General features: G+C 68.7%; 13 protein-coding genes. 7 read left to right on the top strand and 6 right to left on the bottom strand.

Translation table 11 applies throughout. From position 1 onward, the window contains the following. Positions 1-110: 110 nt before the first annotated feature. The gene (locus CXY79_RS00395; protein WP_104099194.1) at positions 111-1277 is read right to left on the bottom strand and encodes a sensor histidine kinase KdpD; all 1167 of its coding nucleotides are present in this window, start codon (positions 1275-1277) and stop codon (positions 111-113) included. Continuing rightward, positions 1274-2026 carry a response regulator transcription factor gene (locus tag CXY79_RS00390; RefSeq protein WP_233191092.1) on the bottom strand — a complete coding sequence of 251 codons (753 nt, stop codon included), beginning with the start codon at positions 2024-2026 and terminating at the stop codon, positions 1274-1276. Before CXY79_RS00390 ends, CXY79_RS00395 begins: the two co-directional genes overlap by 4 nt. Positions 2027-2146: 120 nt before the next feature. Here CXY79_RS00390 and CXY79_RS00385 point away from each other — a divergent pair, with 120 nt between their 5' ends. Genes CXY79_RS00385 through CXY79_RS00375 form a run of 3 tightly spaced genes read left to right on the top strand, consistent with a single transcriptional unit; the run spans position 2147 to position 4142 of the window. Next, entirely contained in the window at positions 2147-2815 is a 669-nt protein-coding gene (locus tag CXY79_RS00385) for a glycosyltransferase family 2 protein (RefSeq protein ID WP_104099192.1), read from the top strand. Beyond that, complete coding sequence (locus CXY79_RS00380; protein WP_104099191.1) at positions 2812-3453, top strand: DUF2064 domain-containing protein; 642 nt, start codon at positions 2812-2814, stop codon at positions 3451-3453. The genes CXY79_RS00385 and CXY79_RS00380 overlap by 4 nt, the downstream gene beginning before the upstream one ends. Further along, positions 3450-4142 carry a bifunctional 2-polyprenyl-6-hydroxyphenol methylase/3-demethylubiquinol 3-O-methyltransferase UbiG gene (locus CXY79_RS00375; RefSeq protein ID WP_104099190.1) on the top strand — a complete coding sequence of 231 codons (693 nt, stop codon included), beginning with the start codon at positions 3450-3452 and terminating at the stop codon, positions 4140-4142. The genes CXY79_RS00380 and CXY79_RS00375 overlap by 4 nt, the downstream gene beginning before the upstream one ends. On the opposite strand, the gene CXY79_RS00370 is transcribed toward CXY79_RS00375, so the two are convergent. Together CXY79_RS00370 and CXY79_RS00365 are read right to left on the bottom strand one after the other, a co-directional pair. After that, on the bottom strand, positions 4091-4591 hold the full coding sequence (locus CXY79_RS00370) for a hypothetical protein (RefSeq protein ID WP_104099189.1): 501 nt from the start codon (positions 4589-4591) through the stop codon (positions 4091-4093). The genes CXY79_RS00375 and CXY79_RS00370 overlap by 52 nt on opposite strands. Positions 4592-4602: 11 nt before the next feature. Next, on the bottom strand, positions 4603-5892 hold the full coding sequence (locus tag CXY79_RS00365) for a molybdopterin-dependent oxidoreductase (protein ID WP_104099188.1): 1290 nt from the start codon (positions 5890-5892) through the stop codon (positions 4603-4605). A gap of 111 nt (positions 5893-6003) precedes the next feature. On the opposite strand from CXY79_RS00365, the gene CXY79_RS00360 reads away from it, so the two are divergent. Continuing rightward, positions 6004-7473, top strand: a complete 1470-nt coding sequence (locus tag CXY79_RS00360; protein ID WP_158250186.1) for a glycosyltransferase family 87 protein — start codon at positions 6004-6006, stop codon at positions 7471-7473. 667 nt (positions 7474-8140) lie between these two features. Here the strand turns inward: CXY79_RS00360 and CXY79_RS00350 are convergent. Together CXY79_RS00350 and CXY79_RS00345 are read right to left on the bottom strand one after the other, a co-directional pair. Further along, complete coding sequence (locus CXY79_RS00350; protein WP_104099185.1) at positions 8141-8830, bottom strand: hypothetical protein; 690 nt, start codon at positions 8828-8830, stop codon at positions 8141-8143. A 199-nt stretch (positions 8831-9029) separates the two neighbouring features. Then, on the bottom strand, positions 9030-9482 hold the full coding sequence (locus CXY79_RS00345; RefSeq protein ID WP_104099184.1) for a metallopeptidase family protein: 453 nt from the start codon (positions 9480-9482) through the stop codon (positions 9030-9032). A 43-nt stretch (positions 9483-9525) separates the two neighbouring features. Between CXY79_RS00345 and CXY79_RS00340 the strand changes: the two genes are divergently transcribed. The 3 genes from CXY79_RS00340 to CXY79_RS00330 all read left to right on the top strand — a co-directional run bounded on the left by CXY79_RS00340 (position 9526) and on the right by CXY79_RS00330 (position 12941). Next, positions 9526-9804 (top strand): DUF3499 family protein, encoded by a 279-nt coding sequence (locus tag CXY79_RS00340; protein ID WP_104099183.1) that lies wholly within the window; start codon positions 9526-9528, stop codon positions 9802-9804. Further along, complete coding sequence (gene manB, locus CXY79_RS00335) at positions 9801-11306, top strand: phosphomannomutase/phosphoglucomutase (protein WP_104099182.1); 1506 nt, start codon at positions 9801-9803, stop codon at positions 11304-11306. Before CXY79_RS00340 ends, manB begins: the two co-directional genes overlap by 4 nt. Before the next feature lie 141 nt (positions 11307-11447). Beyond that, complete coding sequence (locus CXY79_RS00330; protein WP_104099181.1) at positions 11448-12941, top strand: amino acid permease; 1494 nt, start codon at positions 11448-11450, stop codon at positions 12939-12941. Positions 12942-13052 lie beyond the last annotated feature (111 nt).

Raw genomic sequence — 13052 nt, 5'->3', positions numbered from 1 at the left:
GAAACCTAGACAGGAAGCGGCGTGCGGCCGTTAAGGCGCTCCGAAACACCCACGGATACAGCAGGGGAGCCAAAATCTCCGTCGAATTCGTTCGGGGCGTCCGGCGCGGATCAGCGCGTAGCGATCGGATGCCGCGGCAACAGCACCTCGAACCGGCACCCGCCGGGCACGTTCCGCACCCGCACTTCGCCGTGGTGCGCCCGCACGATCCCCTGCACGATGGCCAGGCCGAGGCCAGCGCCGCCGGTGCCCAACGGTTCGGCCACCGGGGTGCGCGGACCGCTCGCCCGCCAGCCGGCTTCGAAGACCCGGCTGAGGTCCTGCTCGGGGATGCCGCCAGCGGCATCCGTTACCGAGATCACGGCGTGGTCGGTGGCACCGGCACCCGATCCGGTGCTGGCCGTGACCGAGACCACGATCGAGCTGCCGGCCGGCGAATGCTGGATGGCGTTCATGACGAGGTTGCCGACCACCCGGGACAGTTCGCGCGGGTCCGCGAGGATGGTCAGCCCCTTCTCTCCGGCGAATCGCAGGTCGAGCGACTTGGCCTGGGCGATCGGCCAGAGTCCGGCGACGGTGTCGCTGATCAGGTCGTAGAGCGAGACCGGCTGCAGCCTCAGGCGCAGGGTGCCGGAGTGGATTTTCGACAGCTCGAACAGGTCGTCGACCATGCCCGTGAGCCGGTCCACCTGCCCGCGCATCTGCGTGTAGTACCGTTCCGGGTCCTCGACCATGCCGTCCTCGAGGGCTTCGGCCATGGCACGGATGCCCGCGAGCGGCGTGCGCAGGTCATGAGAGATCCAGGCGATCAGCTCGTGCCGTGACTCCTCGATCTGATTCTCGCGGACACGGGATTCGGCGAGGTGTTCCCCGGTCGCGGCCAGTTCCCCGGCCAGCGCCGTGAACTCGTTGTTGCTGTGCCGGTCGGTCGCCGCGATCCGTTCGCCGCGCTCGATGCTGGCCGCGGCCGAGCGCAGGGAGCGGCTGTCCCGGGCGAGCTGACGGCTGAGCACCGCGGCCATGGCCAGTGACACCAGTCCGGCGACACTGGCCACGGAGTAGAAGACCGTGAGGTCGTGCCGGGAGACGTATGTCTGCGAGGCGACCGCCGCCATCCCGCCGACGACCGACACCACCGTGGCAAGGGCGATCACCATCAGCTGCAGTACGAGGGAGGTGCGGGAAAGCAGGCGCAGGGTGAGCAGGCCGGCGCCGCCGACGACCACCGCGCAGGCCAGCGTGAACAGCGAGACCGTGAGGAGCACATCCGGTGTCATGACTGCCGCCCCGTGGGAGCCAGCGGAACCGGGTCGAACCGGTAGCCGACCCCCCAGACCGTGTTCAGCAGCCGGGGCTGCGCCGGGTCAGCCTCGATCTTCTCCCGCAGCCGCCGCACGTGCACCGTCACCGTGGACAGGTCGCCGAACTCCCAGCCCCAGACGGAACGAAGCAGGTCCTCCCGGCTGAGCACGGTGTGCGGACGCCTGATCAGGTGGGCCAGCAGGTCGAATTCCCGCGCGGTGAGCACCAGCGGCTCGCCGCGCAGCCGCACCTCGTGCGCCTGCGCGTCCAGGGCGAAGTCGCCGGCCGAGACCAGACCGGCCGGCACGGCGGGCGCGGTGCTCCGGCGCAGCACCGACTGCACCCGCAGCACGAGTTCGCGCGGGGAGAACGGTTTGGTCAGGTAGTCGTCGGCGCCGGCCTCGAGGCCGTCGATGCGGTCCTCCTCCTGGTTGAGGGCGGTCAACATGATCACCGGGATCTCCCAGTCCCCGCGGATGCGCCGGCACACCTCGATTCCGTCCAGGAGTGGCAGCATCCGGTCGAGCACGACCAGGTCTGGCCGCAGCTGTTCGGCTTTCGCGAGCCCGTCCAAGCCGTCTGCCGCCTCGTCGACCACGAACCCGGACGCCCGCAGATACCGGCAGACGATCTCGGACACCGTCGGGTCGTCGTCGACGACGAGGATGCGGCGCTCGAGAGGCGGTAGCGGGCGCAAATCGCCCGGGGGCAGGGAAGGAGGCACGAAATCAGGATAGAGCGGCAGGCACCGGGTGTGCCGGGCCGGAGCAGGCGACACCGTTTCTTCCTCACTCCGTAATCTCTTTGGCCGTTTCGGCGGAGCCGGCCCCCATAGTGTCGTCCCATGACTGTGTTCCAGGTGGACCTCGTGCTGCCATGCCTGAACGAGGCCGACGCTCTGCCCTGGGTGCTGTCGCGACTCCCGGAGGGGTATCGGGCCATCGTCGTCGACAACGGCTCGACCGACGGATCGGCTGAGATCGCCGCCATGGCCGGCGCCCAGGTCGTGCACGAGGCGCGCCGCGGCTTCGGCGCCGCCGCTCACGCGGGCCTCCTGGCGGCCACCGCGCCGATTGTCGCCTTCTGCGACGCCGACGCGTCGATGGACCCGGCCGAACTGCCGCTCCTGGTTGATCCCGTGCGGGCCGGATCCGCCGACCTGGTGCTCGGCCGCCGCCGGCCCGCGACCGCCAAATCCTGGCCGCTGCACGCGCGCCTCGCCAATTCCAGTCTGTCCTGGCGTCTGCGCCGAATAACAGGGGTGAACATCCATGACCTCGGCCCCATGCGCGCCGCGCTCCGCGAATCCGTGCTGGACCTCAATCTCCAGGACCGCCGCAGCGGGTATCCGCTGGAGATGTTCTTGAAGGCGGCGTCGGCGAACTGGCGCATCCTCGAGGTTGACACGACGTATTCGCCCAGGGTCGGCCGCAGCAAGGTGACCGGAACCGTGCGCGGCACCCTGACCGCGGTCAATGACATGTCCGCCCTCCTCCGGGAGACGCGCCGATGACGACCATCGTCGTGATCGCCAAGGAATGCCTTCCCGGTCGGGTGAAGACCCGGCTGCACCCGCCGCTGAGCCTCGAACAGGCCGCCGATCTGGCGGCGGCCAGCCTCGACGACACTCTCGCCGCGGTCGCCGCCCTGCCCGCGACCCGCCGCATCCTGGCCTTCGACGGTGTGATTGCGCCGAACGCAGCCGCCGGCTACGAGATCCTGCCACAGGTGGAGGGCACCCTCGACCTGCGGCTCGCGGCCGTGTTCGACGCCTGCGAGGGTCCCATGCTGCTGGTCGGCATGGACACCCCGCAGGTCACCCCCGCCCTGCTCGAACCCGTCTTCACCGACTGGACCGATGACGTGGATGCCTGGTTCGGCTTCGCGAACGACGGCGGCTTCTGGGCGCTCGCCCTGAACGACCCGACCGGCGACCTGATCCGCGGCGTGCCGATGTCCCGGGACGATACTGGCGCTGTGCAGCTGAAACGGCTGACGGATGCCGGGTTGCGCGTGAACCTGCTGCCTACCCTCACCGATGTGGACACCATCGAAGACGCCCACCGGGTGGCGGGGATCGCGCCCACCGGCAGATTCGCCACGGCTCTGGCCGCCATGATGCCGCCGAGCCCGACGGACAATTTCCGATGACGCTGCTGGCCGCACAACTCGAGGGGGAGTGGGCCGAACCGACCACCTTCGGTGCCGGCGGCGCGGAGCCCTATGCCGCCGCGCTGCGGAACGCCGACAACGTGCTCTACCTGCGCCGGATATCCTCCGGCGAGCACGCCACCATCGACGCCGGTCGGTGGAGCGCCGACGCCGACGACACCGACCTCTGCCTGCTCGACGGGATCACCGGCCCGGTGCTCGACATCGGCTGCGGCCCCGGCCGCATGGTGCGGGCCGCCATGGGGCTGGGGCTGACCGCGCTCGGCCTCGACGTGTCGGCGACCGCCGTGCGCATGGCCGCAGACGCCGGCCTCGACGTGTTGCAGGGCAGCGTCTTCGACCCTCTGCCGCTGGAGGGTGGCTGGGCGGCCGCGCTGCTCGTCGACGGCAACATCGGAATCGGCGGCGACGCATCCGTTCTGCTCACGCGCTGCGCCGACCTGCTGGCGCCGGACGGCGTTCTCCTGGTCGAACTCAGCCACGACCCGGCCCGGGACGACAGCTACCTCGGCACCATCGAGGATTCAACCGGGAGCCGCAGCGCCGTGTTCCCCTGGGCGGAAATCGGCATTAACGGCCTCCGCGACCGTGCCGGAGCGACCGGTCTGGTCGTGGCTCAGGACTGGCGGCTGGACGGCCGCTGGTTCGCGCGCCTGCTGCGAGCGTAGAGCACGACCGACCAGACCGTCGCGACCAGGGCGACGGCCACCCAGAACAGAGCGAGGTTCCGACCGTAGTCGAGCGGAAGGATGCTCGGATTGTTCGAGGTGAGCGACCGGGCGACGATCGCGGGCACCACGATCAGCGTCATGATCGAGCCGACCACGATGGCGGCCTGCACGACCAGCACGATCGTGCCCGTGACGCGGCGCCCCGCGCGGCGCAGCAGAAGGCCGCAGAAGAAGACCAGGGGGGCCAGCACGGCGTCGTGCAGCACGATCGCCGCGCCGATCCAGAGCGCCACCCCGGGCAGTCGGGTGATCCGCACTGTGTCGAAAAGAACGTAGAGGCCGAAGAGGAGCCCGGACGTGCCGAGCAGGATCAGCGTGGTGCGGGCTGCGCGCATCCGTCGGTCGCCGGCGTGGGGGAGCGCGGTGGTCGCGCGTGCTGTTGTCATACCTGCGGTGTTCATGCGGTGATCGCCTCGATCCGGCTCAGCCATTTGGTTTGCAGCACTCCGGGCCGTCCCGGGGCGATCATGCGTGCCGGGTAACCGTGCTGCAGGTCGAGCGTCTCGCCGTTCAGCTCGAGCGCCACCAGGGTCAGCGGGTCCCGCACGTATTCCGGTCCCATCTCGGTCTTCTTGAAGCTGCCGCGCTCTTCGAGACTGATCAGGCGAAAGGATGCGCCGGTGTCGGCGCCGACCAGGTCGGCCAGTTCCGACAGGCGAACCCCGCGCCAGAGCGCCAGTTGGCTCCAGCCCTCGACGCAGGCGATCGGCAGTTCCACCTCGGTCTGCGGCAGGGCCTCGAGCTCGGCGCGGCTGAAGCTGCGCTCCACGCCACCGGCAGCGAGGGTGAGCACCCAGCCGGCGGCGACGGCCGACGCGGTGACCTTTGCCTCCTCGGCCGTGCGGTTCACCGGGAGGCCCTGCGGGCCGACGCCCTTCTTGCGCGGACCGAACACGTTCACCGCGTCCAGAGGCGCAAAGGTCTGGCCGGCGGTCAGCCCCACCACGGCGGCGCAGGCGATTCCGACGGTGGTGAGGAAGCCCCGGCGACTCACGGTCGTCGTCTCGCTCACGGTCTTCGTCTCGCTCACGAACGAGGGCGTGGCGTCGATCCAGGCGATCAACCGGCCCGTCACACCGGACGGACGTCCGCTGCCCCAGAGCCGCACCGCCTCGACGTCGGCCGGTGACTCAACGTCGCTCGCGGCATCCGTTGCCTCGTGCTCGGCAGCGGCGCGCCCGTTCCAGAACCGTGTGATGATCGGCAGCTTGATGCCGATGTGCAGTACCAGCAGTCCCACCAACACCCAGCCGAGGGCGTAGTGCACCTCGCGGAAGGGAAAGGGCCACGGGTACCACTGGTAGGTGTTGATCAGGCCGATGGTGATCTGCACCAGGGATGCGCCCACGAAGAGGGCGATCGACGCGCGTTCGAGCAGGTGTAGGAACGATTTCACCGGCGGCCACTGGAACAGGTCGGGGAAGACGATGTAGAGCTTGGCCAGCAGCAGCGGGAAGCATGCGATGCCGGCCACGATGTGCGTGCCCTGGGTGATCTGGTAGAGCGACGCGGGCCGGGTCGGGAACCGCATCCACGGCAGCGGCTCCTGCAGGAAATGGCTGTACAGGCCGGTGCCGAAGCAGACGATGAACGCGGCGCCGAGCAGCCGGCCGGTCACGACCGCCAGCCGGGGATTGCGCACCGGGGAGGCCAGCGCGCGCTGGGCCTCGTACATCATTCGTCTCATGGTTCCATTGCATCATCCGGGGTGCCCGGAGAGGCGGCGCAATCCTTACGGTCCGGTGACGCGCACCGGGACGGTTGGGCCCGAATGCCCGGGTTCCGTCAGGATGGCAGGGTGCGTATCGCCGTTGTCTCCCTCCTCCTTGCCGCCAGTGCGGCCCTGACGGCCTTCAGCGTGCTCGCGTATGACCTGTTCAAGCCGGGACGCGACACGGTGCCTCTGGTCATCTGCACCAGCGGGCTGTGGCTGCTTTTCGCGCTCGCCGTGGTCCTGCTGCGCGGGGTGCGGGGCCGGGCCGTGGTCGTGCTGATCCTGGCGGGTTCGGTCGGGATCGGGGCCGCGGCCATGGTCGGTCCGCCGAACACGAGCACGGACTCCGCGCGCTACGCCTGGGACGGCATCGTCGCCACCGCGGGCATTTCGCCGTATGCCTACACGCCGGCCGACGATCGGCTCGACGCCCTGCGCCCCGACTGGTTGTTTCCGGCTCCGGAGCTGACCGCGGCCGGCGATCTCGTGTGCGTCGGCGAACGCATCCAGACGGCGCTGAAAAGCGAGTCCGACGAGATTCTCTGTTCGGCACTGAACCGCACCGGAGTGCCCACGATCTATCCGCCGGCCGCCGAGATCTTCTTCGCCGGCGTCCGGGCGGTCACCGGGCCGAATGCGGAGTACTGGCCCCTGCAACTGACGGGCCTCCTGCTCAGCGTCGGCACCACGGTGATGCTGCTGGTCGGGATGCGCCGCCGCGGCATCGACCAGCGGTTCGCCGCGCTTTGGGCCTGGTGTCCGCTCGTGGCCACGGAAGCGGTCACGAATTCCCACATCGACATGCTCGGCGTCGTCTTCACGTTGAGCGCGGTGTTCCTGGTCACCGGCCGGCGCTATTGGAGCGGTGGGATCGCGCTCGGCGCGGCGATCGCGACCAAGCTGATTCCCGTGCTCGCGGCCCCTGCCATGCTGCGGCGCCAGGGGTGGAAGGTCGCCGTGGCCGCCGTGGCCACCTTCCTGCTGCTGTACGTGCCGTATGTGCTGACCACCGGTATCGGGGTGCTCGGCTATCTGCCCGGCTACCTCTCCGAGGAAGGGTACGAGGACGGCACCCGCTTCGCCCTGCTCTCGCTGGTCGCCCCGGGCGGCTCGGCCGTCATCGTTGCCGGTGTGCTGCTTTTCGTCATCGCCGTGCTCGTGATCTGGAAGACGGACCCCGACCAGCCCTGGCTGGGCCAACTTGTCATGATCGGCAGTGCGCTGCTCATTCTGAGCCCGCGGTACTCCTGGTATGCCCTGCTGCTGCTGCCGTTCATCGCCCTCAGCGGCCGCTGGGAATGGCTTCTGGTGCCGATGGCCCTCACCCTCCGCTTGCTGGTCCCGTCGATTCCGCTTACCCGGGTGGCCATCGCCACGGCTATCGTCGTCATCGTCGTCATGTCGATCCACCGCGCCCGCCCCGAGGTGGCACGACGCCTGTTCCGCCCGATCAGAACGGCGCCGGCACGTCCGAATCCGGCTCCCGCGCCTTCTTCACCTTCTACTCTTCCGCCTTCTCCTCCTTCTCCGCCGGATGCCCCGCCGGGCGGATGATCGTGGCTGGTTCGCTGAGGAGGGCGCGCCCGGTCGGTGACGTCTTCTTCAGCGTCCCGTCGGGCAGGTGCACGGAGCTCCCCCGAGTCGCGTTCCGGGCCGTGATCTCGGAATACCGGCGGGCTCCATTGACCTGCGCGGCGAATCGGGCGTCGACTCGGGCGGACTCCGCCTGCGTCGCCTGAATCGCCTCGAAGTGTCGCCCCGGGCCTCGAACTTCTCGCTATAAGTGGGCTTCATGAGGGAGACGCTACGGGTATCCACTGACATTCCATGCCCCAGATCGGCACCAGTCATCGCTCTGTGGAAAACCCGATGACGCCCATATTGTGAAGGAGAAGAGGGGCCACGGCGCAATCCGTTGAACTGACCGCCGCTGGCATCGGTCACACGGCCCTCACCTCCCATCCGCCGTGTGACGTAAACGCGGAGATTTTCGCGAAATGCCGGTTGTGGCGCCTGGGTGTGCGGCGTGTTGCGAAAATCCCCAAAGTTAGCGACCGCGGCCGCCCCGGATGCCCCGGGCGGGCGGCAGAACCGGGCGGCAGAATCGGGCCGCCGGGCCGCCGGGCCGCCGGGCCGCCGGGTCAGCGTCTCGACCACCGCGAGCAACACAAGGAAGGGCCCGCTGCGCATCTGCGCAGCGGGCCCTTCCTGATAAGCGGTGTTACTTGGTGGCGACCGTGATCTTCGCGATGCCGACCAGGAGCTGGTCAGCGACAGCATCCGTCATGAACGTGTCGTTGAGCAGGCCGGCGGCCTCAGCCGAGATGTGCACGGTGGTGCCCTCGAGGATGGCGTTATCGCCGTCCATCTGGAGCGGCTTCAGGGTCCCGCCGTAGAGGTTGAAGAGGAGGACCTGGGTGGCGGCTGACTCTCCGTTGACGCTCACGTCACCGAACAGCTTGCTGGTGCCCGGGTCGATCGTGAAGTTGGTCAATTCGACCGTGGTCTCGCCGGCGGTCAGTGAGAAGCCGGAGCCCTCGTGCTCGATGGAGCCCTGGACGAAGGGCCGGTAGTCCTCTTCGGGGTCGTAGTAGTCCACGTTTCCACCGGTGATCGGGAAGTGCAGGCTGCCGTCGGTCAGGGTGGCGGTGCCCACGGTGCCGGGGGTGAGGCCGAGGCTGGTCAGCGCCGCAGCGAAGTCGGCGTCGAGGAGAACGGACGTGTCGACGCCCGACAATGCGGGGATCGAAGCGAGGGCCTTGGGGGTTGCTCCCTCGGAGGAAGGGGAGGAAGAGGAGGAGGAATTCTCGGCCGGGGCGGTCGCATCGGCTGTGGTCGAGCAGGCGGAGAGGCCGGCGATGAGGAGGCCCGCGGTGGCGAGGCTGAGCGTGGTCTTGGTGAATGAGCGCATGAGAAAATCCTTAGGGTCTGTGGTTGGGATTCAGCGGTTCTTGGTGCTGAATGAGGTTCGGTCCCCTCCGTCAAACGGTTTGGAATTAGTTCAAATTGGGGCAAACTTCGGCCACAAGCTCCGTAATTACGGGGATCCGGGCACAAAAAAGCGACCGAGCGCACCCCGGCCGCCGCCAGCAAAAGACGCGAGCGGAACCCTAGAAGTGCCGGAACCGATCCGGCGCCAGGTCCCACGGGTCCTTGCCGAGCAGCTCGGCGATCGCGCGGAACACGCAGCTCTCGATCACCATCCGCCGGTGCAGGTCGTCGTTCCGATGCAGCCGCGTCAGGCGCTGGATCGGCAAACGGTAGAAGACCACGCGACGCTCCGCGGCGTTCACGGCCCAGCGCTCCACTCCGATGGCCGGCAGCACCGAGGAAGGACCGGCCGCAACCACGAACCTCACATCACCCAGCTGCTCCGGCCAGACCGAGCGGAGGTAGTCAACGGTTGACGCCACGGTCATATCGAAGTTGTCGATGCGCGTCTGCAGAGGCGGCAAATAAGGCCCGGTCGCCGAGCTGCGGATGCCCCGGCCGTGCCGGTCCCGACCTCGCCCGCGCTGAACGGGGGCCGGCGTCGACACGGCGGAACGGCGAACTCGAGACATGCCCTCATCCTAGTTCGACCCGTTGACGGGTATCCTGTAGCCAATGTCATTCCGGCCCTGCTCCCGTGTCGCCTGCTCGGAGGAATCCGCCGCGACTCTCACTTTCGACTATGCCGACGCGATGGCCGTCCTCGGTCCGCTTGCCGTGCAGCGCGAGCCGCACACCTTCGACCTCTGCGCCCGGCACGCCCGGCTGACCGCAGCCCCGCAGGGCTGGCAGCTGGTGCGCCTCCGCACCGACGGGCCGGCGACCGAGCCGGCCGACGGGCCGGACGCACAGCCGGCCGCCGGGCCGGACGCCGAGTCGGGATCCGCGGAATGACGGACCAGACGGATGCCGCCGCCTGCCTGGGCGCCGTCGTCGGCTCGGGCGAGGTGTGCGGCACGACTGCCGCACCGTTGACCGCGCAGTTGGTGGCTGCCCTTGCCGCTGCCTTCGTCGACGAAGTCGGTGCGCAGAGCCGCGAGGTACTCCTCGGTCACGACCGGGGCGAGGCGGGCGAGCTCGTGGCCGCCTTCACCCGGGGTGCGGAAGCCCGAGGGGCCACCGTCGTCGACCTCGGCGTGTGTTCCACCGACGAAATTCGATTCGGCTCGGGAGCCCAAAACGCCCCGGCCGCCCGGATCACCGCCTCCTCGCTCACCATGCTTCGGGCGGGTGCCCAAGAGATCGGGCACGACTACGGTCTCGGCGCCATCCGTGACCGCGCCGTCAACTATCTGGCCGCCGGGCCGGCCCCGGTGGCGACACCCGGCCGCCGCCGCGAGTTCGACCTGCTGCCCGACTACGCGGCCGGGCTGCGCGCGCTCGTCGGGCTCACCGGAATCCGCCCGCTCACCGTCGTGGTCGACGCCGGCCGCGGCGCCGCCGCCGTCACGGTGCCCTACGTTTTCGGCGACGATGTCCGCAAAGCTGCCGGAGACCCGGCCGGCGGCGCCTCCGCGGCGGCGGACCCCGCCGAAACACCGCGCCCAGCAGCCCTCACCATCGTCCCGCTCTTCTTCGATCAGGGGTCGGACCTCCCGCCGCACACCATCGACCCTGCCGACCCGGCCACCCTCACCGATCTGCGGAATGCCGTGATCCAGCACGAGGCCGACCTCGGGCTCGGCTTCGACGCCGACGGCGGCCGCTGCGTGGTGGTCGACGAGACCGGGTGCGTCGTGCCCTCGTCCGCGATCGGCGCCGTGCTCGCCCGGCGCGCCATCGCGAGCGCGCGGATTGAGGACCCTGGCCGGGATGTGGTGGTTCTGCACGACCTCAACGTCTCCCGCTTCGTGGCGGAGACGATCGAGGCGGCCGGTGCGGCCGCGGTCCCCACCTCGGTCGGCGGATCCCTGATGCGGGCCGAGTTGCGGGCCACCGGGGCAGTGTTCGGGTTCGGGTACTCCGGCGACTACTACTTCCCGCAGTTCTGGTGCGCCGACAGCGGTCTGCTCGCGGCCCTGCACGTTCTGGCGGAGCTCGGATTCCAGCCCCGCCCGTTGTCGGCGCTGGCGGCGGATGCCATGCCCTACGCCCATTCCGGCGAGATCAGCATGGCCGTCGACGACCTACCCGGGGTCTACGCGCGCGTCGTCGACGCCTACACGGGTTCCGCCGACTTCGAGGAGATCGACGGCCTTACGGTCATCGGCCTCACGAGCGTCGACGAACCGTTCTGGTGGTTTAACGTGCGCCCATCGCGCACCGAGCCGGAGCGAGCGCCGCAGCAGCAACAGAAGCAGGTGCGGCCCGAGCTGCGACTCACCGTGGAGGCCGGGACCCCTGAGGTGATGGTGCGCATCCGCGACGAAGTCCTCGCACTCATGCCCGCCGATTAATCGCACGTTAGAAGCACGTTTCCACCCGCGGGTTGATTTCGGCGCCGGTAATCGCCGGTCATACGCTAACTCACGAAGCACCAATGAATAGCAGTCGGCCCCACCGTCGGGGTGGCAGCATCCCACTGAAACTGGAGTGACATGGCCAACGAGACAGACACAGACCGCACTGCCGCAAAAAAGGGCGGGGGAGGCCAGCAGCTGTCCAAGTCCCTGAAACCGCGACACCTCTCGATGATCGCAATCGCCGGCGTGATCGGAGCCGGCCTTTTCGTCGGGTCCGGAGCTGCCATCCAGCAGGCCGGGCCGGGCATCCTTGTGGCCTACTCGGCCGCGGGACTGCTCGTTATCCTGGTCATGCGGATGCTGGGCGAAATGGCGGCAGCGCATCCAGAAACCGGTTCGTTCTCTACCTACGCCGACAAAGCCCTCGGTCGCTGGGCGGGGCTGAGCATCGGCTGGTTGTACGCCTGGTTCTGGATCATCGTCCTCGGCATCGAGGCCACGGCCGGCGCCGCCATCGTGCACCGCTGGGTGCCGGAGGTCGACCAGTGGGTCTGGGCACTCCTACTGATGGTGCTCCTCACGGGCACCAATGTCGCCTCCGTGAAAATGTTCGGTGAATTCGAGTTCTGGTTCGCGTCGATCAAGGTGGCGGCCATCGCCGTCTTCCTGCTGCTCGGCGTCGTGGCCATCCTCGGGTTGATGCCCGGGGTCGCGGCCCCCGGCCTGAGCAACCTCACCGGCAACGGTGGGTTCTTCCCCAGCGGCAGCGGCGCCGTCCTCGGCGGCGTGCTCGTGGTCGTCTTCTCGTTCTTCGGCGCCGAAATCGCCACGATCGCTGCCGGCGAGTCCGAGAACCCGGTCGACGCGGTCAAGAAGGCTGTCAAATCCACCGTCTGGCGCATCCTCGTCTTCTACATCGGATCCATCGCCGTCGTCGTCACGCTGCTTCCGTGGAACAGCGCTTCCGTGGCCAAGAGTCCCTATGTCGCTGTGATCGAGCTCTACGGAATCCCCGGGGCCGGCACGATCATGGACATCATCGTGCTTACCAGCGTGCTCTCCTGCCTGAACTCAGGTCTCTACACCGCGAGCCGCATGCTTTTCTCCCTGTCGGAACGCGGGGACGCACCCCCGGCGTGGTCGAAAATCTCCGTCCGCGGCGTGCCGCGCGCCGCCGTCTTGTCTTCCACCGTCGTCGGGTTCATCACGGTGGGTCTGAACTACATCGCGCCCGACACGGTCTTCCTTCTCCTCGTCAACACCTCTGGCGCGATCGCGCTTCTCGTCTGGCTCGTCATCGCCGTGTCGCAGCTGATCCTGCGACGGCGCATGGGCACGGATGCCGCCAGTCGCCTGAGCCTGAAGATGTGGGCCTTCCCCTACCTGACCTGGCTGGCCATCGGCGCCATCGTTGCACTGCTCGCGGGCATGGCCATTCTCGAACGCACCCGCATGGAACTCCTGATGTCCCTCCTGCTCGCGGGCGTCGTGGTCGGCATCGGCCTGTGGAAGTACCGCGGGGACAGGGGCGCCGCCCACCCCGTTGCGGATGCCTCGGTTTCCGCCGAAGTGAAGAACGACGAGGCCGAGACTCTTGCCCCGAGCGGCACTGCCGCTGTGCTGAAATAGGGTGCCGTCCCGGCTGCACGGAAGCCGTGTTTCCGCCCCGTTGGGGCGTGACACGCCCGGGCGGTTGCTGGTTTTGACGGTCCGGTGTGTCGGCCGTAATGTATTCAAACG

Origin of the sequence: Cryobacterium sp. M96 (assembly GCF_002929845.1) — a bacterium.
GTDB classification, from domain to species: domain Bacteria; phylum Actinomycetota; class Actinomycetes; order Actinomycetales; family Microbacteriaceae; genus Cryobacterium; species Cryobacterium sandaracinum.
Note: the sequence above shows the minus strand (reverse complement) of the source record. Positions and strands in the feature narration are given on the sequence as shown.